This window comes from Nonomuraea phyllanthi (genome assembly GCF_006334985.2).
Lineage (GTDB): Bacteria > Actinomycetota > Actinomycetes > Streptosporangiales > Streptosporangiaceae > Nonomuraea > Nonomuraea phyllanthi.
Map to the genome: position 1 here is coordinate 15,714 of NZ_VDLX02000027.1, position 22,167 is coordinate 37,880.

The 22,167-nt window shown below is 71.5% G+C and carries 21 protein-coding genes; 5 read left to right on the plus strand and 16 right to left on the minus strand.

Going from position 1 to position 22,167, the window contains the following annotated elements:
- Positions 1 to 5: 5 nt before the first annotated feature.
- The 4 genes from FH608_RS45280 to FH608_RS45295 all read right to left on the minus strand — a co-directional run bounded on the left by FH608_RS45280 (position 6) and on the right by FH608_RS45295 (position 5,529).
- Positions 6 to 1,337, minus strand: coding sequence for a M16 family metallopeptidase (locus FH608_RS45280; RefSeq protein WP_193318993.1), 1,332 nt, complete (start codon positions 1,335 to 1,337; stop codon positions 6 to 8).
- Positions 1,338 to 1,404: 67 nt separating this feature from the next.
- A complete protein-coding gene (locus FH608_RS45285; protein ID WP_139637370.1) occupies positions 1,405 to 3,741 on the minus strand; it encodes a polyribonucleotide nucleotidyltransferase in 2,337 nt (778 codons plus the stop codon).
- 316 nt (positions 3,742 to 4,057) lie between these two features.
- Positions 4,058 to 4,327 carry a 30S ribosomal protein S15 gene (rpsO, locus tag FH608_RS45290; RefSeq protein ID WP_132334293.1) on the minus strand — a complete coding sequence of 90 codons (270 nt, stop codon included), beginning with the start codon at positions 4,325 to 4,327 and terminating at the stop codon, positions 4,058 to 4,060.
- A 275-nt stretch (positions 4,328 to 4,602) separates the two neighbouring features.
- Positions 4,603 to 5,529 (minus strand): bifunctional riboflavin kinase/FAD synthetase, encoded by a 927-nt coding sequence (locus FH608_RS45295; RefSeq protein WP_139637371.1) that lies wholly within the window; start codon positions 5,527 to 5,529, stop codon positions 4,603 to 4,605.
- A gap of 83 nt (positions 5,530 to 5,612) precedes the next feature.
- Between FH608_RS45295 and FH608_RS45300 the strand changes: the two genes are divergently transcribed.
- Positions 5,613 to 6,632: a TRM11 family SAM-dependent methyltransferase gene (locus FH608_RS45300; RefSeq protein WP_139637372.1), complete on the plus strand. Its 1,020-nt coding sequence runs from the start codon at positions 5,613 to 5,615 to the stop codon at positions 6,630 to 6,632.
- A gap of 60 nt (positions 6,633 to 6,692) precedes the next feature.
- On the opposite strand, the gene truB is transcribed toward FH608_RS45300, so the two are convergent.
- The 8 genes from truB to rimP all read right to left on the minus strand — a co-directional run bounded on the left by truB (position 6,693) and on the right by rimP (position 14,513).
- Positions 6,693 to 7,565 (minus strand): tRNA pseudouridine(55) synthase TruB, encoded by an 873-nt coding sequence (gene truB, locus FH608_RS45305; protein ID WP_139637373.1) that lies wholly within the window; start codon positions 7,563 to 7,565, stop codon positions 6,693 to 6,695.
- Complete coding sequence (locus tag FH608_RS45310) at positions 7,565 to 8,608, minus strand: DHH family phosphoesterase (protein WP_139637374.1); 1,044 nt, start codon at positions 8,606 to 8,608, stop codon at positions 7,565 to 7,567. Before FH608_RS45310 ends, truB begins: the two co-directional genes overlap by 1 nt.
- Positions 8,605 to 9,069 (minus strand): 30S ribosome-binding factor RbfA, encoded by a 465-nt coding sequence (gene rbfA / locus FH608_RS45315; protein WP_139637375.1) that lies wholly within the window; start codon positions 9,067 to 9,069, stop codon positions 8,605 to 8,607. Before rbfA ends, FH608_RS45310 begins: the two co-directional genes overlap by 4 nt.
- Positions 9,070 to 9,108: 39 nt before the next feature.
- Positions 9,109 to 9,405, minus strand: coding sequence for a DUF503 domain-containing protein (locus tag FH608_RS45320; protein WP_139637474.1), 297 nt, complete (start codon positions 9,403 to 9,405; stop codon positions 9,109 to 9,111).
- 117 nt (positions 9,406 to 9,522) lie between these two features.
- Positions 9,523 to 12,603 carry a translation initiation factor IF-2 gene (infB, locus tag FH608_RS45325; RefSeq protein WP_139637376.1) on the minus strand — a complete coding sequence of 1,027 codons (3,081 nt, stop codon included), beginning with the start codon at positions 12,601 to 12,603 and terminating at the stop codon, positions 9,523 to 9,525.
- Between the two features lie 112 nt (positions 12,604 to 12,715).
- Entirely contained in the window at positions 12,716 to 13,027 is a 312-nt protein-coding gene (locus tag FH608_RS45330) for a YlxR family protein (protein ID WP_139637377.1), read from the minus strand.
- Positions 13,011 to 14,015 (minus strand): transcription termination factor NusA, encoded by a 1,005-nt coding sequence (nusA, locus tag FH608_RS45335; RefSeq protein WP_139637378.1) that lies wholly within the window; start codon positions 14,013 to 14,015, stop codon positions 13,011 to 13,013. Before nusA ends, FH608_RS45330 begins: the two co-directional genes overlap by 17 nt.
- Before the next feature lie 12 nt (positions 14,016 to 14,027).
- A complete protein-coding gene (rimP, locus tag FH608_RS45340) occupies positions 14,028 to 14,513 on the minus strand; it encodes a ribosome maturation factor RimP (RefSeq protein ID WP_139637379.1) in 486 nt (161 codons plus the stop codon).
- 223 nt (positions 14,514 to 14,736) lie between these two features.
- Between rimP and FH608_RS45345 the strand changes: the two genes are divergently transcribed.
- Together FH608_RS45345 and FH608_RS45350 are read left to right on the plus strand one after the other, a co-directional pair.
- Entirely contained in the window at positions 14,737 to 15,246 is a 510-nt protein-coding gene (locus FH608_RS45345) for a hypothetical protein (protein WP_139637380.1), read from the plus strand.
- Complete coding sequence (locus tag FH608_RS45350) at positions 15,243 to 15,716, plus strand: ferritin-like domain-containing protein (RefSeq protein ID WP_139637381.1); 474 nt, start codon at positions 15,243 to 15,245, stop codon at positions 15,714 to 15,716. Before FH608_RS45345 ends, FH608_RS45350 begins: the two co-directional genes overlap by 4 nt.
- 6 nt (positions 15,717 to 15,722) lie before the next feature.
- On the opposite strand, the gene FH608_RS45355 is transcribed toward FH608_RS45350, so the two are convergent.
- The 4 genes from FH608_RS45355 to FH608_RS45370 form a co-directional block, all read right to left on the minus strand.
- Positions 15,723 to 16,097: an ArsR/SmtB family transcription factor gene (locus tag FH608_RS45355; protein ID WP_193318994.1), complete on the minus strand. Its 375-nt coding sequence runs from the start codon at positions 16,095 to 16,097 to the stop codon at positions 15,723 to 15,725.
- Between the two features lie 118 nt (positions 16,098 to 16,215).
- Positions 16,216 to 17,958: a proline--tRNA ligase gene (locus FH608_RS45360; RefSeq protein WP_193318995.1), complete on the minus strand. Its 1,743-nt coding sequence runs from the start codon at positions 17,956 to 17,958 to the stop codon at positions 16,216 to 16,218.
- An 82-nt stretch (positions 17,959 to 18,040) separates the two neighbouring features.
- Entirely contained in the window at positions 18,041 to 18,712 is a 672-nt protein-coding gene (locus FH608_RS45365; RefSeq protein WP_139637383.1) for a hypothetical protein, read from the minus strand.
- Between the two features lie 93 nt (positions 18,713 to 18,805).
- Positions 18,806 to 19,282, minus strand: coding sequence for a hypothetical protein (locus FH608_RS45370; RefSeq protein ID WP_226900480.1), 477 nt, complete (start codon positions 19,280 to 19,282; stop codon positions 18,806 to 18,808).
- Between the two features lie 374 nt (positions 19,283 to 19,656).
- Here FH608_RS45370 and FH608_RS45375 point away from each other — a divergent pair, with 374 nt between their 5' ends.
- Together FH608_RS45375 and FH608_RS45380 are read left to right on the plus strand one after the other, a co-directional pair.
- Positions 19,657 to 20,958 carry an FAD-dependent oxidoreductase gene (locus FH608_RS45375; RefSeq protein WP_226900481.1) on the plus strand — a complete coding sequence of 434 codons (1,302 nt, stop codon included), beginning with the start codon at positions 19,657 to 19,659 and terminating at the stop codon, positions 20,956 to 20,958.
- Positions 20,959 to 20,974: 16 nt separating this feature from the next.
- Positions 20,975 to 22,159 (plus strand): DUF6986 family protein, encoded by a 1,185-nt coding sequence (locus FH608_RS45380; protein ID WP_139637386.1) that lies wholly within the window; start codon positions 20,975 to 20,977, stop codon positions 22,157 to 22,159.
- Positions 22,160 to 22,167 lie beyond the last annotated feature (8 nt).

The following is a 22,167-nucleotide window of genomic DNA, read 5'->3' on the forward strand; positions in this document are numbered from 1 at the left end:
CAACCCTATCGGACGACGTCGGTGAAGTCCTTGTCGCCGTACGGGCCGATGACGGCCAGCGTGAGCGGCCGCATGAGCACGTCGGCGGCCACCTCGCCGATCTCGTCGGGGGTGACCGCCTCGATCCGGGCCAGCACCTCGTCGACCGACATCAGCTCGTCGTAGACCAGCTCGTTCTTGCCGATGCGGGACATGCGCGAGCCGGTGTCCTCCAGGCCGAGCACGAGCCCGCCGCGCATCTGGCCCTTGCCCCGCATGATCTCGTCGGCGCTCAGGCCCTCGGCCACCACGCGGGACACCTCGTCGCGGCAGATCTTGAGCACGTCGTCGATCTTCGACGGCAGGCAGCCCACGTAGATGCCGAACTGGCCGGTGTCGGCGTAGGCCGAGGTGTAGCTGTAGGCGGAGTAGGCCAGGCCGCGTTTCTCCCGGATCTCCTGGAAGAGCCGGGACGACATGCCGCCGCCGAGCGCCGCGTTGAGCACGCCCAGGGCGAACCTGCGGTCGTCCGTACGCGACAGGCCGGTCGTGCCGAGCACCAGGTTGGCCTGCTCGGTCGGCCGGTCGAGCACCCGCACCCCGGAGCGCTGGTCGGCTCCCGGCCCGCTGGTGCGCGGGGGCGCGAACTCGGCGGGGCCGCTCAGCGCGCCCGCCCGCTCGTACGCCCTGGTCACCAGCTCGACGACCTCCTCGTGCCGCACGTTGCCCGCGACGGACACGACGGTGCGGCGGGGACGGTAGTAGCGGTGGTAGTACTCGGCGATCCGCTCGCGCCCGAGCTCGTTGATCGACTCGACCGTGCCCAGGATGGGCCGGCCGATGGGCGAGTCGCCGTAGAGGGCGGCCGCGAACTGCTCGTGCACCACGTCGGAGGGGTCGTCGTCGTGCATGGCGATCTCCTCGAGGATCACGCCCCGCTCCGACTCGACGTCCTCCTCGGTGACGAGGGAACTGGTCACCACGTCGGCGAGCACGTCGACCGCGATCGGCAGGTCCTCGTCGAGCACGCGCGCGTAGTAGCACGTGTACTCCTTGGCGGTGAACGCGTTGATCTCGCCGCCGATGCCCTCGATGGAGGCGGAGATCTGCATGGCGTCCCGCGTGGGAGTGCCCTTGAACAGCAGGTGTTCGAGGAAGTGGGTGGCCCCCATGTGCTCGGGGGCCTCGTCGCGCGAGCCGATGCCGACCCACATGCCGACCGCGACGCTGCGCACGGTCGGCATGGTCTCGGTCACCACGCGCAGGCCGCCGGGGAGAACGGTGCGGCGCACCACGCCGGCGCCGTCCTTGCCGGGGTGCAACGTCGTGGTGCTGCCTTCGATGATGCGCTCGCTCACGGCCCCTCCGGGGTGCCGCCCGCGGGCCCCTCGGTGAGGAGCCCGCGAACGTGGTTGGTCGGCTCGCTCACGAGTTCCGGTCGTCTCCGTCGGTGCCGCTGCCGCCGCGGGTGCGGACGCGTGTCCTGGTGCGGCGGGGCCGCTCCGACCGGTCCTCGGCCGGCGCGCCGGCCTCGTCGGAAGGCGCGGCCTCGGCGGGCTCGGCGGCCCCCTTGGCCTCCTTCTCGGCGGCCTCCTTCTCGATCACCTCGACCGGCACCAGCGAGAGCTTGCCCCGGGCGTCGATCTCGGCGATCTCGACCTGGATCTTCTCGCCGACGCTCATCACGTCCTCGACGTTCTCGATGCGCTTGCCGCCGTGCAGCTTGCGGATCTGGGAGACGTGCAGGAGGCCGTCCTTGCCGGGCAGGAGCGAGATGAACGCGCCGAAGGCGGCGATCTTGACGACCGTGCCGATGTAGCGCTCACCGACCTCCGGCATGTGCGGGTTGGCGATGGCGTTGATCGCCGAACGGGCCGCCTCGGCGGACGGGCCGTCGGTGGCGCCGATGTAGATCGTGCCGTCGTCCTCGATGGTGATCTCGGCGCCCGTGTCGTCCTGGATCTGGTTGATCATCTTGCCCTTCGGGCCGATGACCTCGCCGATCTTGTCGACCGGGACCTTGATGGTGATGATGCGCGGCGCGGTCGGGTTCATCTCGGCCGGGGAGGCGATGGCCTCCTGCATCACGTCGAGGATCGCCAGGCGGGCGCCCTTGGCCTGCTTCAGCGCGGCGGCGAGCACGCTCGCCGGGATGCCGTCGAGCTTGGTGTCGAGCTGCAGCGCGGTGATGACGTCCTTGGTGCCGGCGACCTTGAAGTCCATGTCGCCCATGGCGTCCTCGGCGCCCAGGATGTCGGTCAGCGTGACGTACGTGTCGCCCTCGCCGATCAGGCCCATCGCGATGCCCGCGACCATCTCCTTGAGCGGCACGCCGGAGTCGAGCAGCGACATCGTGGAGGCGCAGACCGAGCCCATCGAGGTGGAGCCGTTGGATCCGAGGGCCTCGGAGACCTGGCGGATCGCGTACGGGAACTCCTCGCGGGTCGGGAGCACCGGGATCAGCGCCCGCTCGGCCAGCGCGCCGTGACCGATCTCGCGGCGCTTGGGCGAGCCCACCCGGCCGGTCTCACCGGTGGAGTAGGGCGGGAAGTTGTAGTTGTGCATGTAGCGCTTGGTGCGCTCGGGGTTGAGCGTGTCGATGACCTGCTCCATGCGGAGCATGTTGAGCGTGGTGATGCCCAGGATCTGGGTCTCGCCGCGCTCGAACAGGGCCGAGCCGTGCACCCGGGGCACCACGTGGACCTCGGCCGACAGGGCGCGGATGTCCTTGGTGCCGCGGCCGTCGATGCGGATGCCCTCCTTGACGACCCGCTCGCGCATGAGCTTCTTCATCACCGAGCGGAACGCGGCGGAGATCTCCTTCTCGCGCCCCTCGAACTCGGGCAGCAGCTTCTCGGCGGCCAGCGCCTTGACCTTGTCGAGCTCGCTCTCGCGCTCCTGCTTGCCGGCGATGGTGAGCGCGGCGGCCAGTTCGGTCTTCACCGCGGCCTCGACCGCGTTGTAGACGTCCTCCTGGTAGTCGGGGAAGACCGGGTATTCGGCCGTCTCCTTGGCCGCGACCTGCGCGATACGCGCCTGCGCCTCGCACAGCACCTTGATGAACGGCTTGGCGGCCTCCAGGCCCTGCGCGACCGTCTCCTCGGTCGGCGCGACGGCGCCGTCGGCTACCAGCTTGAGCGTGTCCTTGGTGGACTCGGCCTCGACCATCATGATCGCGACATCGCCGTCGTCGAGCACGCGGCCCGCCACGACCATGTCGAACGTGGCCCGCTCCAGCTCGTGATGGGTCGGGAACGCCACCCACTGGCCGTCGATCAGCGCGACGCGCACGCCGCCGATCGGGCCGGAGAACGGCAGCCCGGCGAGCTGGGTGGACAGCGACGCCGCGTTGATCGCGACGACGTCGTAGAGGTGGTCGGGGTTGAGCGCCATCACCGTGGCGACGACCTGGACCTCGTTGCGCAGGCCCTTGACGAACGACGGGCGCAGCGGCCGGTCGATCAGCCGGCAGGTCAGGATCGCGTCCTCGGACGGACGGCCCTCACGCCGGAAGAACGAGCCGGGGATGCGGCCCGCGGCGTACATGCGCTCTTCGACGTCGACCGTGAGCGGGAAGAAGTCGAAGTTCTCCTTCGGCGCCTTCGACGCCGTGGTGGCCGACAGGACCATCGTGTCGCTGTCGAGATAGGCGACGGCGGAACCCGCCGCCTGGCGCGCGAGACGACCGGTCTCGAACCGGATCGTGCGTGTGCCGAACGCGCCGTTGTCTATGACGGCTTCGGCAGTGTGGACACCCTCCACGGGGGACCTCCTTGTGGTCGGTCTCCCGCGCCCTTTTTCTCACCGGCACCCTCGTTAGGTGCAGCGCCGGTCTTCGATCGAAGCGCCCGGTCACGTCTACATTTCCTACCGGAAGCCACTACCGAGGACCGGCCCGCAGGCGTCGCGGGTCGCATGGTGCTGAGCGGACGCGGGGGCTGTGTGTCTCGGATCTTCAGTTGTATGTCAGGCGCCACCGCGTTTCCACGCCGCCACGCGCCCGACCATCTGGCTCTACCCATATGAGAGCTCTGCTCATATGAGAAGGGAGCGGCGCGTTCGCCGCTCCCTTTCCATGTTATCGGCGCAGGCCGAGCCGCTCGATGAGCGAGCGGTAGCGCTGGATGTCGACCTTCTGCAGGTACTTCAGCAGGCGACGCCGGCGACCGACGAGCAGAAGCAGGCCACGACGGCTGTGGTGGTCGTGCTTGTGCGTCTTCAGGTGCTCGGTGAGCTCGCTGATGCGCTTGCTCAGCAGTGCGATCTGCACCTCGGGCGACCCGGTGTCGCCTTCGGTCGTCGCGTACTCGCTGATGATGGACTTCTTGGCAGCGGTGTCGAGGGACACGGCTCTCCTTTGAGCTACGGGCACGCGGCTGATGAATCGAAAACCGCCAACGACCGTGCGTGCCTACAGTCGCCGCGTGGGCAGCGCACGGCACTCCCCAAGACACACAAGGTTACCATCCCCCAAAGCCCATATGTTACGGCGGCGCCGTGGCCTGCCACCCGCCGCACTCCGGCTGAGGGCACTCCAGGGAAACGGCATCTGACCCTTCAGTGGCGCGCCGCCGTTACGGAGCGCGTTCTTGACCGGCCGGGTGGTCCGGCGGACCCGTACGCTCAGCCGAGCAGATCGCGGGCCGCCTCCACGTCCGCGTGGATCTGGGCGATCAGGGCGTCGATGGAGTCGAAACGGGTGTTGCCGCGCAGGCGGGCGGCGAAGTCGACGGCCACGTGCGCGCCGTACAGCTCCAGGTCGTCACGGTCCAGGGCGTAGGCCTCGACCGTGCGCGGCACCCCCTCGAACGTCGGGTTCGTGCCGACCGAGATGGCCGCCGGCCAGCGCTCCCCCGCGTACAGCGTGGGCAGGTTGGCCACCGGCACGCACTCCAGCCACCCCGCGTAGACGCCGTCGGCCGGGATGGCGGTGTGCTGGGGGGTCTCGACGTTCGCGGTCGGGAAGCCGAGCTGGCGGCCCCGCTGGTAGCCGCGGACGACCACGCCCTCCACCCGGTGGGGCCGGCCGAGCAGCTCGCGCGCGCCCTCCACGTCGCCCGCGACGAGCCGCTCGCGGATCGCGGTCGAGGAGACGCCGTCGACCAGCGGCACGACCTCCACCTCGAAGTCGTATTTGTCGCCCAGCGTTCGCAATGTCTCCACGTCTCCGCTCGCCCCGTGACCGAACACGAAATCCTCCCCCACCACCACGACGGCCGCGCGCAGCCGTTCGGACAGCACGTTCTGGGCGAAGTCGTCGGGGCTGGTCCGCGACAACCCCAGCGTGAACTCCACCACGTCCACCTCGCCCACCCCCAGCCCGGCCAGCAACTCGCTCCTGCGCCGCGCGCTGGTGAGCCGCTGCGGGCGGGACCCCGGGCGCACGACCTCGTCGGGGTGCGGCTCGAACGCGACGGCCACGCTGCGCAGCCCCCGCTCGCCGGCGATGGCGACCGCCCGCCCGATCACCCGCTGGTGCCCGCGGTGAACCCCGTCGTACACGCCGATGGTGACGACAGACCTTCCCGAACCGTGCACGCCAGGCCCCATTCGCTCGTGGTGGATCAATCCGAGACCAAGCCTGCCACGCGCGTCTCCGTCAGCTCCAACCGAGGGGGATATCATCACGCATCATGCCTCGTTACGCGCTTCTCATCCTGCCTGCCTTCAACCGCGTCTACGGCGAGAGCTCCGTCCGGCTGACCAGGAGCGAGCTGGCCGTCTTCAGCGAGCGCGGGCTGGGCGGGAAGGTGCGCGACAGCGAGGAGACGGTCATCGGGGGCGTGCCGTACGTGACGTTCGAGGCAGCGACCCCGCTCGAACAGTCGGACATATCGCTTTTGTCCAATCTTTCCGCTGTTTACGCAGTTTTTGGAATGGAAGGTGACCTGCTCCGGCCGCTCACCATGCGCCCGCTCGACCGGCTCAGCAGCGACCTGATCACCATCCAGAAATACGCGGGCAAGACCAACGAGCACTTCACCAAGCTGCTGCTCAACGTCACCGCGCTGGCCGGGGAGAAGGGGCTCGGGGAGCGGCTGGCGGTGTTCGACCCGCTGTGCGGGCGCGGCACGACCCTCAACCAGGCTCTCATGTACGGCTACGACGCCTACGGGCTCGACGTCGACGGCAAGGACTTCGAGGCCTACGCCGGGTTCATCAAGACCTGGCTGCGCAACAAGCGGCTCAAGCACACCGCCGAGACCGTGCCGGTGCGCCGTGACCGGGCCCTGCTGGGGCGGCGGCTGAACGTCACGTTCGGCCTGTCGAAGGAGGCCGTCAAGGCGGGCGACGTCCAGCACCTGGCGGTGGTCAGCGCCGACACCCTCAAGAGCCGCGAGTTCTTCAGGCCACGCTCGTTCGACGTCGTGGTGGCGGACGCGCCCTACGGCGTGCAGCACGGCAGCAAGGGCGGCTCCGGCCTGTCCCGCAGCCCACTGGAGCTGCTCAGGCAGGCCGTGCCGGTCTGGGCCGAGCTGCTCCGGCCCGGCGGCGCCATGGGCATCGCCTGGAACACCTACGGCGGCAAGAGCGCCGACCTGGCGGAGATCCTGCGCGCGGCCGGGCTGGAGGTGCTGGACTACCCGGGCTTCGAGCACCGGGTCGACCAGGCGATCGTCCGCGACATCATCGTGGCGCGCAGGCCCCGCTGACCCAAGCCATCAGTCCCGCCGGCCCGAGCCGCCGGCCCGCGACCCGAGCCGCCGGCTCCGCTAGCCGACGAACACGGCGAGGGGCTTGGCCACCGGGCCATGCTCCTCGACCAGCGCCAGCAGCCCCCCGTCCGGCCCGAACACGCCGATCGGCCCCGTGCCGAGCCCCAGGGACGGCAGGCGCCCCCCGTGCCCGATGACGCGCGCCTCCTCGGCCGTGACGTCCCTGCGCGGGAACGCCGCCGTCACCGCCTCCCCGATCGGCAGGATCACGCACTCCTCGACGAGCTGCTCGACGGTCCTGGCCAGCGACAGGTCGTACGGGCCCACGCGGGTGCGCCGCAGCCGGGTCAGGTGCCCCCCGACGCCGAGCGCCGCCCCCAGGTCGCGGGCCAGCGCCCGGATGTAGGTGCCGCTGGAGCAGGTCACGACCGCGTCGACGTCGACGACGTCGTCGTGCGTGTGGATGCCGAGCACCTCGAACGCGTGCACGGTGACGGGCCGGGCCGCGAGCGCGACCTCCTCGCCGGCGCGGGCCTTCTTGTAGGCACGCTGGCCGTTGACCTTGATGGCACTCACCTGCGGCGGGACCTGCATGATCTCGCCGGTGAGCGCCGCGATGCCCTTGTGGATCTCGGCCGCCGTCACCTCGGAGGCGGGGGCCGTGGCGGTGGTCTCGCCCTCGGCGTCGTCGGTGTTGGTGCTCACGCCGAGCCGGATCGTGGCCTCGTACACCTTCTCGGTGAGCGCCAGGTGCCCGAGCAGCCTGGTCGCCTTCTCCACGCCGACCACGAGCACGCCGGTCGCCATCGGGTCGAGCGTGCCCGCGTGCCCCACCCGGCGGGTGCCCGCGACGCGGCGCATCTTGGCCACCACGTCGTGGGACGTCCACTCGCCCGGCTTGTCGACGATGATCAGCCCGCTCTCGGCCATCAGACCTTCCCCAGCTCGCGCCGGAACGCGGCCATCGTCTGCTCCACGCTGTCGTGGGAGGTGTAGCCGGCCGCGTTGTGGTGGCCGCCGCCGCCCAGCGCCGCGCACACGGACCCCACGTCGGCCCTGCCCTTGGACCTGGTCGACACCTGCCAGTCGCCGTGGTCGTCCTCCTTGAGCACGACCGCGACCTCGGCCTCGTCGGTGCGCCGGACGATGTCGATGATGCCCTCCAGCTCCGCGTACGGCAGCCCCTGCGCGGCCCGGTCGACCCGGCTCACGTAGGTCCACACCACCCCGTCCTCGAGGACGGCCCGGTCGAGCGCGGCGGACAGCACCTTGAGGTAGCCGAACGGCGAGCGGTCCCACAGCTCGCGGGCGATCTCGTCGGTGCGCAGCCCGGTGGCCACCAGCCTGGCCGCCATCTGGTGCACGGCGGAGGTGGTGGAGGCGTGCTTGAACGAGCCCGTGTCGGTCACCAGCCCCGCGTAGAGGCAGGTGGCGATGTCGCGGTCGAGCCGCCCGCCGAGCCGGTAGATCAGCTGCTCGGCCAGCACGGCCGTGGCGGCCGCCGTCGAGTCGATGAGGCTGAGCGTGCCGAACCCCTCGTTCGAGGGGTGGTGGTCGATCACGATGACCTCGCCGGCCCTGGCGGTGTTGTCGCGCAGCAGGCCCAGGCGCTCGAACGTCGAGACGTCGAAGGTGATCAGCAGCTCGGGCGCGGCGGGGAACTCCGCCGGCGGCACCAGCATCTCCTGCCCCGGCAGGAACCGCAGCAGCCGCGGCACCGCGAAGTGGCGGTCGCCGAACGAGGCCACGACCCGCTTGCCGATCGAGCGCAGCGCGAACCCGACCGCCAGCATCGAGCCGAGCGCGTCGCCGTCGGGCGTCACGTGGCAGGCGAGCGCGACCTCCTCGGACCGGCCGATCAGCCGCAGCGTCCGGTCCCACGCGGCCTCGGGGACCGCGGTGGCGCCCGCGCCGGGGCTGACCCGGCGCGGATGGGAGGCCCGGCGGGTGCCGTCGCGTACGTCGGGCGTCACTCCTGATCGTCCTCGACCTTGTCGAACAGGGCGTCCTCGTCCTCTTCGGGCTTCTTGTAGGGGTCGGCCTCGCCCGCGTAGGAGGCGCCCTCGGCCCGGCGCGCGACCTCGGCGTCGCGGGCTCGGGCGGCGAGGATCAGGTCGTCGAGGTGGCGCGCGCTGTCAGGCAGGGGGTCGTGCTTGAACGTGAGGGTCGGGGCGAAGCGCACGCCGGTCTGGCGGCCCACCTCGGAGCGGATGATGCCCTTGGCGCTCTCGAGGGCGGCCGCGCTGTCGGCCCGCTCGGCGTCGGAGCCGAACACCGTGTAGAACACCGTCGCCTCGCGCAGGTCAGCGGTGACACGCGTGTCGGTCACGGTGACGAAGCCCAGGCGCGGGTCCTTGATCCGGCGCTCCAGCATCTCGGCGACGATCTGCTGGATGCGGTCGGCGAGCTTGCGCGCTCGTGCGGCATCCACCATGTTCGCTCCCCCTCACGCACGACCTGGCCGTGCAGTCGTTCAATCTTCGTCGTTGTAGAGCCGGTGTCTGGCCGACAGCAGCTCGATCTCGGGGCGGAAGGCCACCATACGCTCGCAGGCGTCCAGCACCTCTTCGCAGTTTCCCGCCGAGGCGGACACGACCGCGACGCCGACCTCGGCCCTGCGGTGCAGGTCGAGATGGCCTGTCTCAGCCACCGCGATGCTGGGATAACGGCGCTGCAGCTCGGCGATCAGCGGTCGCACGACAGAGCGCTTCTGCTTCAGCGACCTGACGTCGCCGAGCAGGATGTCCAGGGTCAGAGCACCCACATACATCGTTGGCAACCACCGCTTGGCCTGGTGTGAACGCACGACCGGCCTGCTGCGGTGGGGACCAGGCGAGGGCGTGCGAGAGGCGCCCGGCGGATGTCCCGCCGGGCGCCCGGCCGCGCGTCACACGCGCGGCTTCTCCCGCATCTCGAACGTCTCGATCACGTCGTCGATCCGGATGTCGTTGTAGCCGACACCGATGCCGCACTCGAAGCCCTCGCGGACCTCGGTCGCGTCATCCTTGAAGCGACGCAGCGACGAGACGGTCAGGTTGTCGGCGACGACGACGCTGTCGCGGATCAGCCTGGCCTTGCTGTTGCGGACGATCACGCCGGAGCGGACCAGCGAACCGGCGACGTTGCCGATCCTCGGCACCTTGAAGACCTCGCGGACCTCCGCCGTGCCCAGCTGGACCTCCTCGAACTCGGGCTTGAGCATGCCCTTGAGCGCCGCCTCGATCTCCTCGATCGCCTGGTAGATGACCGAGTAGTAGCGGATGTCGACGCCCTCGCGCTCGGCCAGGTCGCGCGCCCGGGGCTCGGGGCGGACGTTGAAGCCGATGATGACCGCGTTGTCGTCGGCGACGGCCAGGTTGACGTCGTACTCGGTGATCGCGCCGACCGCGCGGTGCAGGACACGGAGCCTGACCTCGTCGCCGACGTCGATCTTGAGCAGGGCGTCTTCCAGGGCCTCCACCGAACCGGACACGTCGCCCTTGATGATGAGCTTGAGCTCGTCGACGCTGCCCTTCTCGAGGTCCTTGAAGATGTCCTCGAGGCTGCGGCGACGGCTCGACTTCGCCATGTCGGCGGTGCGCTTGCGCGCCGCACGCTGCTGGGCGATCTGGCGGGCCATCCGGTCGTCGGTGACGACGATGAAGTTGTCACCGGCGCTCGGCACGGCCGTCAGACCCATCACCAGGACCGGACGGGACGGCGTGGCCTCGTCGACCGGCTCGCCGGTGTCGTCGAGCAGCGCCCGGACGCGGCCGAAGGCCTCGCCACAGACGATCGAGTCGCCGACGCGCAGCGTGCCGCGCTGGACCAGGACGGTCGCGACGGGGCCGCGCCCCTTGTCGAGGTGCGCCTCGATCGCGATGCCCTGCGCGTCCATCGTCGGGTTGGCCCGCAGGTCGAGCTCGGCGTCGGCGGTCAGCAGGATCGCCTCGAGCAGCTCGTCGATGCCCTGGCCCTTCAGCGCGGAGATGTCGACGAACAGCGTCGAGCCGCCGTACTCCTCCGCCACCAGGCCGTACTCGGTGAGCTGGGCGCGCACCTTGTTGGGGTCGGCGCCCTCCTTGTCGACCTTGTTGACCGCGACCACGATCGGCACGTCGGCCGCCTGGGCGTGGTTGAGCGCCTCGACCGTCTGCGGCTTCACACCGTCGTCGGCCGCGACCACCAGCACCGCGATGTCGGTGGACTTGGCGCCTCGGGCACGCATGGCGGTGAACGCCTCGTGACCCGGGGTGTCGATGAAGGTGATCTTCCGCTCTTGGCCCTCGTGCTCGGTGGAGACCTGGTAGGCACCGATGTGCTGGGTGATGCCCCCCGCCTCGCGCGCCACGATGTTGGTCTTGCGGATGGCGTCGAGCAGCTTGGTCTTACCGTGGTCGACGTGACCCATGACGGTCACGACCGGCGGGCGCGCGGCCAGGTCGGCCTCGTCGCCCTCGTCCTCGCCGAACTCGATGTCGAAGGCCTCGAGAAGCTCGCGGTCCTCCTCCTCCGGGCTGACGACCTGGATGTTGTAGTCGAGCTCGGCGCCGAGCAGCTGCAGCGTCTCCTCGTTGACCGACTGCGTGGCGGTCACCATCTCGCCGAGGTGCAGCATGATCTGCACGAGCGAGGCGGGGTTGGCGCCGATGCGGTCGGCGAAGTCGGCCAGCGACGCGCCGCGCGGAAGGCGGATCGTCGCGCCGTTGCCACGGGCGACCTGCACACCGCCGATCGCCGGCGCCGACATGTTGTCGAACTCCTGGCGCCTCTGCCGCTTGGACTTGCGCCCGCGGGCCGGACGGCCGCCGGGCCGCCCGAAGGCACCCGCGGTGCCGCCGCCACGACCACGGCCACCAGGGCCGGGACGCCCGCCGAAGCCGCCACCGGGACCACCGGTGCCGGTGCGCTGACCGGTGCCGCCGCCGGGACGACCGGCGAAACCGCCGCCGCCGCCACCGGGACGACCGCCACCGCCACCCGGACGGCCACCGCCGCCACCGGGACGGCCGCCACCGCCGCCGCCGCCGGGACGGCCACCGCCGCTCGGACCGGCAGGACGGCCCTGCGGCATCATCATCGGGTTGGGACGCGGACCACCAGGACGGGGACCGCCCGCACCGGGACCGGGACGCGGACCACCTGCGCCGGGCGGGCCCGGACGCGGACCTGGCCTGGGACCGGCGTCGCCGGTGCCGCCACGGCCCTGCGGCGGACGCGGCATCGCGCCGTCACGCGGCGGACCGTCGCGACGCTCGCGCTGGCCGGGACCGCCTCCGTCACGCTGGCCGCCCTGGCGCGGCGGGCGCGACTGGCCCATGCCGCTGGCGGTCGAGGAGAACGGGTTGTTACCGGGACGCGGGCCGCGCGGACCCGGCTTCGGGCCGGGGCCGGGACGCGGGCCGCCACCGTGCGCGCCGGGACGCGGAGCCTGCTGGCCACCGCCACCGCCGCCACCGGCGGGACCCGGACGGGGCGCGGGACCCGGCTTGGGACCCGGACGGGCACCACCACCGGGGCCGGGACGCGGGCCCGGGGTCGGGCGCGCGGGCGCGCCGCTCTCGAAACGTGCCTGCGGAGCCCCGGAGGTCTCGCCCCGAGCGACCTGCGGCTGCTGCTGAGGCTGGTGGGGCATGGGCACCGGCGGGCGCGGCTGACCGCCGCCCGCGGGGCCGGGACGCGGACCGGGCTTGGGACCCGGACGCGGGGCTGTGGGGACCGGCGCCTGCGAGGCGCCGTTGCCGGCCTGGCCATCGGCCGGCCGGTGAGCAGCCTTAGGCGGCTGCGGCCTGTTGGACGGCTGTCCGCCGCCTCTGGAGGGCCCACCCTTCGATGCGCCCAGAGCTTCGGTGAGCCTGCGGACCACCGGCGCCTCGATGGTCGAGGACGCCGATCGGACGAACTCTCCCATCTCCTGGAGCTTGGCCATGACGACCTTGCTCTCTACGCCGAACTCCTTAGCGAGCTCGTATACCCGGACCTTCGCCACTGCACTCCCTTACTCGGCCCGGGAGGCTGGCTATGCCGTCCGGACCGTCGCTACCTTGACGTCTTCATCGCCGCGTGCTCATCAGGCGCTCATAGCAATCTGACTCCGCCCATCAACTCGGCGTCCTACATGACATTTCGTGGTCTCCCTCCAGGTGCGCCCGCACGCGCGAGACGTCAAGCGGCCCCGGCACGCGGAACGCGCGCGGAAACGCTCGGCGACGCTCGGCAAGCTCCAGACAGCTCAAGGACGGATGCAGCGATGCACCGCGGCCAGGAAGCCGTCCTCGCAGGTCGGGGACTACATGATCCTCAACCCGCACCAGGCGGAGCAGCTCGGACTTAGCCGTGCGAACCCTGCAGCCCACACAGGTGCGCTGCGGAGCCGCATGGCCACCATATTCCAGCTTACCGTGTTGACGCATCTACGGAACCGGCGGCATCTTCGGCCTGTGTGTCCGGCCGGATGTCGATCCGCCACCCGGTGAGTCTCGCGGCAAGCCGGGCATTCTGCCCCTCTTTCCCGATGGCCAGCGAAAGCTGGTAGTCGGGCACGGTCACCCGCGCGACGCGCCCCTCGAGATCGAGCACTTCGACATGGGAAACACGGGCCGGCGACAGGGCATTCCCCACGAACTCGCCCGGGTCGTCGGACCAGTCGATGATGTCGATCTTCTCGCCGTGCAGCTCGGTCATTACATTTCGGACACGTGATCCCATCGGCCCGATGCAGGCGCCCTTGGCGTTGACGCCCGGCTTGCGCGACCGCACCGCGATCTTCGTACGGTGGCCCGCCTCGCGCGCCACCGCCGCGATCTCCACGGTGCCGTCGGCGATCTCGGGCACCTCCAGCGCGAACAGCTTCTTCACCAGCCCGGGATGCGTGCGCGACAGGGTGACCGAGGGGCCCTTGTGGCCCTTCTTCACCTGCACGACGTAGGCGCGGATGCGCTCTCCGTGCACGTATTCCTCGCCGGGCACCTGCTCGGCGTGCGTCAGCACGGCCTCGATCTTGCCGAGGTCGACCAGCACCACGCGCGGGTCCTTGCCCTGCTGGATGACGCCGGAGACCAGCTCGCCCTCGCGGCTGGCGAACTCGCCGAAGTTGATCTCGTCCTCGGCGTCGCGCAACTGCTGCAGGATGACCTGCTTGGCAGTGGTCGCGGCGATCCTGCTGAAGTTGCTGGGCGTGTCGTCGAACTCCCTGACGACCTCGCCGTCCTCGTCGAGCTCGGCCGCCCAGATCGTGACGTGACCGCTGCTCCGGTCGAGCTCGGCCCGCGCCTTGGACGCGGCGCCGTCGGTGCGGAAGTAGGCGATCAGCAGTGCGTCCTCGATCGCCTTGACGACCAGGTCGAACGAGATGTCCTTCTCTCGCTCCAGGCTGCGCAGGACGCTCATGTCGATGTCCACGACGGCTCCCCCTTAGCCTTCGTCGCCGTCGACGTCGTCGATCCGGCGGAACTCCACCTGTACCCGTCCCCGGGTCAGGCCCTCGTAATCAAGCCTGCGCGCGGTGCCCGCGACGTCGAGGTCGACCCCGGACTCGTCCGCGGCCAGGATGCGGCCCTCCACGACGGTGCCGTCTCTCATCTCGGCCTTCACCAGGCGCTTGGCCGCGCGCCGCCAGTGGCGCGGCTCCGTCAGAGGGCGGTCGACGCCCGGGGAGGAGACCTCCAGCGTGTAGGCCGACTGGCCCATCGCGTCGTCGTCGTCCAGGGCCGTGGAGACGGCCTGGCTGACCTCCGCCACGTCGTCGAGGCTCACGCCGCCGTCGCGGTCGACGACCACGCGCAGCAGCCGTCTCCTGCCGGCCTGGGTGACCGTGACGTCCTCCAGGTCGAGGCCCTCCGCGCTGACCACAGGCTCAAGGAGCTTCATCAGGTGGTCGCGGGGTGATGCGTTGCCCATATCGACCTCCCCTATTGTCAAGTCTCAGCCGGGCGGACCTCGCCTCTGGCTCGTCGCCGACCGGCCGCTCAGCCAGCGACGACAGTTGACACCCTATCTGTACGGAGGCACGGAAAGAGCGCCACTCGTCGTGGTCGAATGGCGGGGGCGTCGCCTGACGGCGATTCAGGGCACTAGCCCGTACGATGCTATCTGCGTCCGTAGTCACTGGAGGTCCAAGCCCGTGCGCCCGCGTCACCTCTCCAGGCGAGTCGTGCTGGCGGGCGGAGCGGCCGCTCTCACCGCAGGCGGCACGACTCTCACCGCCTGCAGCGCCACCGGCCCGCCCGAGCCGTCCGCCAAGGCGTCCGACTCGCCCGAGACCACGCTGCTGAAAGGGCTGATCGCGGAGAAGGAGCGGACGATCGCGCTCTACTCGTCGCTGATCACCGGCGGGGCGCGGAAGCTGGTCCCGTTCCGCGAGCGGCACGAGGCGCATCTGAAGGAGCTGCGCAAGTACGTCGTGGTGTCCTCGGCGCCACCGGCCACCGCCTCCCCCTCCGCCGCGACCGTCTCCGCGGCACCGTCGGCCACGCCCGAGCCGTCGCTGTCGGAGCTGCGCGACCTGGAGCGCAAGGCGGCGGCCCAGCGGGCCAAGCAGCTCGCCGGCCTCTCGCCCGGGGTGGCGCAGCTGATCGCCAGCATCGGGGCCTGCGAGGCCGCCCACGTCGTCGCCCTGCCGAGGTCGTTGTGAGCCCCGCCGACGTCGAGAAGCTGCGCGGGGCGCTGGCGGCCGAGCACGCGGTGCTGTACGCGTACGGGCTGCTGGGCGCGCGCACGTCCGGGTCGCTGCGCGACAAGATGAGCGCCGCCTTCGACGCCCACCGGGCGCGCCGCGACCAGCTGCGCACGCTCATCACGGCGCGGGGCGGGCGGCCGGTCGAGGCCGACCCCTCCTACGCGCTGCCGTTCTTCCCCTCCGACCAGGCGCTGGCGGCCAAGCTGGCGGTGCGCCTGGAGGCCGGCGTGACGGCCGCCTACCTGGAGCTGGCCGCCGCCCAGGACTCCGACCTGCGCCGCTACGCCGCGCTGGCCATGCAGGAGGCGGTGACCCGCTCCTACGCGTTCCGCCCGGCACAGCCTCCCGCCTTCCCCGGCATGCCGGTGTCGGCGCCGGCCCCGTCGCCGACGTCCTCCGCCTCGCCGTCGCACGGCGGCGGGTAGGGCGCCTCAGCGGTAGAGGACCGACAGCAGGTCGGGGCCGAGGCGCTCGACGGCGTCGGCGTCGAGCGGGTGGTAGACGACCGAGCCGCGCCGGTGGGTGTGCACGAGCTGGGCCTCCCGCAGCCTGCGCAGGTGCCGCGAGACCTGGGGCGCGGTCATGCGGGGCTGGGTGGCCAGTTCGGAGGTGGCGACGGGGTCGCGCAGGATCGCGTACGCCGGCCGCAGCCTGGTCGGGTCCTGCAGCGCGGCGAGCCGGCGCCTGGCCGTCTCCAACGCCGGAGTGGCGGACCCGTCGGTCTTCGTCACCCGGCCGGTGTCGCCGGCGATCCTGCTCGTCGCGGCCGCCTGCCTCGTCGGCCCGGCGGTGCTGCGCCGCCGCACCAGGACCCCCCTCCCGATGGGCTGAGGGACCCGGCGCAGCACGGGCGTCGCGTCCCGGCGGCTTCAGCGGGCCGCGCCTGCGCGGCGCGCCTGCGGCGCCGGGGCGCGGCCCGGTGGGTCAGGTGGTGGCGGCCAGGATGCGGTCGGCGGCCTCCGCGAGGGGGATCTCCGACTTCTCGCCGGAGACCCGGTCCCGGAGCTCCACCACGCCCTGCGACAGCCCGCGCCCGACCACCACGATCGTCGGCAGCCCCAGCAGCTCGGCGTCCTTGAACTTCACCCCGGGCGACACCGAGGGCCGGTCGTCCACCAGCACCCGCAGCCCGCGCGACTCGAGCTCGGCCCCGAGCTCCAGCGCGGCCTCGATCTGGTTGTCCTTGCCGGTGCCCACGATGTGCACGTCGGCGGGCGCGACCTCGCGCGGCCACACCAGCCCGAGCGGGTCGTGGGCCTGCTCGGCGATGACCGCCACGGCGCGGGAGACGCCGATGCCGTAGGAGCCCATGGTGACCCGGATCGGCTTGCCGTCGGGGCCGAGGGCGTCGAGGCCGGCGGCGTCGGCGTATTTGCGGCCGAGCTGGAAGATGTGGCCGATCTCGATGCCGCGGTCGATGGACAGCTCGGAGCCGCACCGGGGGCAGGGGTCGCCGGCGCGCACCTCGGCGGCCTCGATCGTGCCGTCGGGCGTGAAGTCGCGGCCCGCGACCACGTCGGCGGCGTGCTTGCCGGGCTCGTTGGCCCCGGTCACCCAGGAGGTGCCGGTGACCACGCGCGGGTCGACGAGGTAGCGGATGCCGAGCGAGCGCAGGACCTGGGGGCCGATGTAGCCGCGGACGAGGCCGGGGTGCTTGGCGAAGTCGGCGGCCTCGAAGATGGCGGGCTCGCCGGGCGAGAGCGCGGCCTCCAGGCGCTTGAAGTCGACCTCGCGGTCGCCAGGAACGCCGATGACCAGGGTCTCGACCTTGTCGGAGCCGGGGGTGGAGACCTTGACGACGACGTTCTTGAGCGTGTCGGCGGCGGTGACGGACAGGCCGTGGTGCTCGTTGACGTACGACACCAGCGTGTCGATGGTCGGCGTGTCGGGCGTGTCCATGACCCGCAGCGGCGCGGCGTCGTCGAGGGGGCGCGCGGCGGGCGCGGGGGTGACGACGGCCTCGGCGTTGGCGGCGTAGCCGCACGAGTGACAGGCCACGAACGTGTCCTCGCCCGTGGGCGTGGGAGCCAGGAACTCCTCCGACGCCGACCCGCCCATCGCGCCCGACTGGGCGAAGACGATCTTGTAGCGGATGCCGAGCCGGTCGAAGGTGCGGATGTAGGCCTCGCGGTGCTGCTCGTACGAGTGCTTGAGGCCGTCGTCGTCGAGGTCGAAGGAGTAGGAGTCCTTCATGAGGAACTCGCGGCCGCGCAGGATGCCGGCCCTGGGCCGCGCCTCGTCGCGGTATTTGGTCTGAATCTGGTAGAGGGTGACCGGGAAGTCCTTGTAGGAGGAGTATTCGCCCTTGACCATGTCGGTGAAGAGCTCCTCGTGCGTGGGACCGAGGAGGTAGTCGGCGCCCTTGCGGTCCTGCAGGCGGAAGATCGTGTCGCCGTATTCGGTCCAGCGGCCGGTGGCCTCGTAGTATTCGCGGGGCAGCAGGGCGGGGAAGAGCACCTCCTGGGCGCCCATCCGGTTCATCTCCTCGCGGACGACCTTCGCGACGTTCTCGAGCACCATCTTGCCGAGGGGCAGCCAGGAGTAGATGCCCGGCGCCACGCGGCGGACGTAGCCGGCGCGGACCAGGAGCTTGTGGCTCGGGACTTCCGCGTCTGCCGGGTCGTCCCGCAGGGTGCGAAGAAACAACGACGACATGCGCAGCAACACGGCCACTCCTTGCTCGAACCCGAGATGTTGGCTACAGGCTATCGAGTCGGGGGAGCACCTCGCTCGCGCTTATCCACAGGGCTCAGACCGTCAAAGGGATCCAGCCGGACAGCAGGGCGGCCAGGCAGACCATCGACAGCCCGGCGAACACCGCCGACAGCGCCAGCGCGTGCAGGTGGCCCCGCGCCCTGCTGCGGAGCGCGAACACCGCCGCGACCGACGCGAGCCCCATCAGCGCCGCCGGTCCCGGCCAGGACGGCAGATCGCCGCCCGCGAAATTCGAGGTGGCACGGTTCACCACGTCGGCCATCAGGGCCACGCCGATCGCGCCCGCGGCGAGATCGCCCCAGATGTCGCCCCTGCGTGTCGCGTACGCCAGCAGGCCGAGGCCCACGAGCAGCGCGATCGTCCAGTTGAGCCCGGCCGCGCTGCCGCCGATCACGTCGAAGGCCGGATCACCGCCGAACCCGCTCGCGCCCATGGCCGCGACCAGCGTGGCGGCCGCCGCCAGGAACGTCGTCAGCAGCGCCCACCCGAACCCGGACGCCGTGGCGCCCACGGCCAGCGAGAGCGCGAGGTAGACGTACGGGTCGTAGAGCCGGCCCACCCATCCGGGGCCCCAGCCGGCCACGAACATGCCGGCCAGCCCCACGACGAACCCCCCGAGGAAGGCCGCCAGAAGATGGCGCTCGATGCCGCGCTGGCGCCGGTCGTACTCGGCGAGGTCGGCATAGTCGATGCTGCTGTCGTTCATCCCCATTCCCTGGTCAACCGCACTTCTGGCTGACCATTTCCACATTATGTGACCGTACAGAAAAGGCAAAAGTCGGTCATGCCCCTGTCAAGCTCAGCCGCCGAGCAGTTCCTCCCACGGGTGGCGAGCGTTGGTGCGGCGCGTCGTGTCGAGCGCCTCGGCCAGGCGCCAGAGCCCGGTGCGCGCGCGTACGGTGTCCCGCCCCATCGGGTCGACGGCGCGCAGCTCGAACCGCACGCCCATCACGTCGAGGACGGCGGAGCCCGCGCCGCCGGGACCGGCCTCGGTGACGAGCGGGCCGTCGTGGTCGGGGTCGCGCACGTGCGCGGCGAGCAGGGCGGCCACCTCGGAGGCGTACGGGCCGTCGCGCCACTCGATGTGCCAGCTGTGGTCGGACCCGCGCCACCAGGTCAGGTCGCGGCACGACTCGATGAAGTCGGCCTCGGTGGCGAGCGCGGCCATCACCCGGCCGAACGCCTCGTATCTGCGGGCACTGGTGAGCGAGAGGTCGTCGTCGGCGTCGGGGTACGCGGCGTCCTTCGGCCGCCGGAGCGCGTGCTTTCGCTTCACAGGCACCCACTCTGATCGGCTCCGCGCCCTTCCCGCAAGGGGTCTCCGCCGATCCGCGTACCCGGGCGGGCTCCGGCCCGTCCGGCGGCGTCATCCGGTTTTGGGATGGGTATGACCAAATTAGCGTCGATTGCCCCAGGAGCCGCCATGTCGCGCCTGTTGGCCCGGGAGGCCGCACGGCCCTGCGACCCGCCCGAGAACACCGGGACGAGGTGTTCCTCCGCTCGGAAGCGGTCATGAACGGCTACGTTGGCAGCAGCGATCACGCGGAATTCGCCGGGCACGGTTCCTCCGGTCCGGCGACCGGGGATACATCGATCACACCGGCCGGTTACATCTGGTGGGACACGTGTAACCGAGTCTTAGGAGGCAGCGTGGCGTTGCACGTGGCGGTCATCGGTTCGGGCCCCGCCGGGATCTACACGGCAGAGGCTCTGGTGAAGCAGTCGTCCGAGCCGGTCGAGGTCGACGTCCTCGAACGCCTGCCGACCCCGTACGGGCTGGTCAGGTACGGCGTCGCGCCCGACCACACCTCGATCAAGTCGATCGCCAACTACCTGCGCCGGGTGCTGGAGCTGCCCCAGGTGCGCTTCCTCGGCGGCGTCACGCTGGGCGAGCACGTGTCGGTCGACGACCTGCTCGGCGCGTACGACGCGGTGGTCTACTGCACGGGCGCGATGGTCGACAGGAGGCTCGGCATCCCGGGCGAGGACCTCCCGGGCAGCGTGGCGGCCACCGACTTCGTCAACTGGTACTGCGGGCATCCCGACGTCGACCCCGGCCGGTTCACGCTCGACAGCTCCGAGGTGGCGGTGATCGGCGTCGGCAACGTGGCCGTCGACGTCGTCCGCATCCTGGCCAAGACCCACGAGGAGCTGCGCTCCACGGACGTCCCCCACGACGTGCTCGAACGCCTGGAGGCGAGCCAGGTCAAGGCCATCCACATGATCGGCCGCCGCGGTCCCGAGCACGCCAAGTTCACCCTCAAGGAGCTGCGGGAGCTGGGCGAGCTGACCAACGCCGACGTCTGCGTCCGCCCCGACGAGGCGGTCGTGCCGGGCGGCGACTTCCCGCGCCAGGTCCAGGGCAACATCAAGGTCCTGCAGTCGTGGGCGGCCCGCGAGCCGGCGGGCCGGCCGCGCCGCCTCGACGTGCGCTTCTGGCTACGGCCCGTGGAGATCCTCGGCACCGAGCGGGTGGAGGGGCTCAAGCTCGAACGCACCCGCCTGTCGGAGGACGGCCGGGTGACCGGCACGGGCGAGTTCGAGACGCTGCCGGTCGGCATGGTGCTGCGCTCTGTGGGTTACCAGAGCGTGCCGCTGCCGGGGGTGCCGTTCTCCGAGAAGACCATGACCGTGCCCAACGAGGCCGGCCGGGTGCGGGAGCGCGAATACGTGGCGGGCTGGCTCAAGCGCGGCCCCACCGGAGTGATCGGCACCAACAAGTCCGACGCCGCGGAGACGGTCCGCACGCTGCTGGCCGACCTGGCGGGCCGCGTGCCGGAGCGCCGCGGGTCCATCGACGAGCTGCTGGCGGCGCGCGGGGTGCGTCCCGTGACGTACGAGGAGTGGCTCGCGATCGAGACGGCCGAGGCCGAGCTGGCCAGGTCGCTGGACCGGGGCGAGCGCGTCAAGCTCGTCGGCCTGGAGGCCATGCTCCGTGCCTGCCGCCCCTGAACGATCCGAGCCCGCCGTGAGCCCCGTCCCCGCCGTCCCCGCCGTTCCCGAGGGCGCCGTTCCCGCCGTTCCCGAGGGGTTCGCGGCCGCCTACCGGGACCAGCAGGCGCGCTACCCCGCAGGAGAGCCGGGCTGGCAGCCGGTCCACACGGTCTACGTCCCGGCCGACCGTTTCACGGCCCGCACGGTCTCCGAGTGGGGAGAGCAGGCGTCGTCCCTCGTCAAGGCGCATCTGCCCGATGCCGACGCGCTGGCGGAGGTCTTCGGCGTGCCCGCCGGGCTCGCCGAGGGCGTGCACGCCAGGCTGCTCACGAAGCTGTCCACGGAGCCCGTCGAGGACCTGCGGATCGACTTCGAGGATGGCTACGGCGTGCGCCCGGGCGAGGAGGAGGACCGGCACGTCGCGCGGGCCGTCGAGGCGGTGGCCGCGCTGCACGCGGAAGGGGCGCTGCCGCGGCGGTGGGGGCCCCGGGTGAAGTCGTTCGCCGACGGCGACCCGGCGCGGTCGGTGCGCACGCTCGGCCTGTTCGTCACGGGTGTGGCCGAAAGGGCGGGCGGGCTGCCGCCGGGGTTCACCGTGACCTTCCCCAAGATCCTCATGGAGCCGTACGTCACCCTCTTCGCCGGCGTGCTGGAGCGGCTGGAGGCGCGGGCAGGGGCGCGGCTGCCGTTCGAGATGCAGGTGGAGGCGCCCCAGACGCTGCACTTCCTGCGCCCGGAGCTGGTGCAGTCGCTGGGCGGGCGGCTGGCCGCGGCGCACTTCGGGGTGTTCGACTACACGGCCGCGATCGGGCTGCCGCCGCACGAGCAGCGGCTCGACCATCCGGCGTGCGACCACGCCCGGCACGTGATGCAGACGGCGCTCGCCGGCACGGGGGTGGAGCTGTCGGATGGGTCGCTGGCCGCCTCGCCCGCCTCCGGCCGCACGGGGGACGTGCACGCGCTGTGGCGGCGCCACGCCGAGCTGGTACGTCATTCGCTGCGGCACGGCTTCTACCAGGGCTGGGACATGCATCCTTCGCACCTGGTGAGCCGCTTCGCCACCGTCTACGCCTTCCATCTGGCCCGCTACGACGACTACCGCGAGCGGGTGAGCGCCTGGGAGGAGCGGCGGCAGGCCGGGGGCGGGATCATGGACGAGCCGGCCACGATCCGCACGCTGGCGGCCGCGCTCAGACGCGCGGACGCCGCCCTCCCCTGACCGTAGGG

Coding starts and splice junctions, on each gene's coding strand:
- FH608_RS45295 (WP_139637371.1), bottom strand. CDS start 5,529: ATGGGGCCTGGCGTGCACGGTTCGGGAAGGTCTGTCGTCACCATCGGC.
- FH608_RS45300 (WP_139637372.1), top strand. CDS start 5,613: ATGCCTCGTTACGCGCTTCTCATCCTGCCTGCCTTCAACCGCGTCTAC.
- truB (WP_139637373.1), bottom strand. CDS start 7,565: ATGGCCGAGAGCGGGCTGATCATCGTCGACAAGCCGGGCGAGTGGACG.
- rbfA (WP_139637375.1), bottom strand. CDS start 9,069: ATGGTGGATGCCGCACGAGCGCGCAAGCTCGCCGACCGCATCCAGCAG.
- FH608_RS45320 (WP_139637474.1), bottom strand. CDS start 9,405: ATGTATGTGGGTGCTCTGACCCTGGACATCCTGCTCGGCGACGTCAGG.
- FH608_RS45330 (WP_139637377.1), bottom strand. CDS start 13,027: ATGCGTCAACACGGTAAGCTGGAATATGGTGGCCATGCGGCTCCGCAG.
- rimP (WP_139637379.1), bottom strand. CDS start 14,513: ATGGGCAACGCATCACCCCGCGACCACCTGATGAAGCTCCTTGAGCCT.
- FH608_RS45365 (WP_139637383.1), bottom strand. CDS start 18,712: ATGAACGACAGCAGCATCGACTATGCCGACCTCGCCGAGTACGACCGG.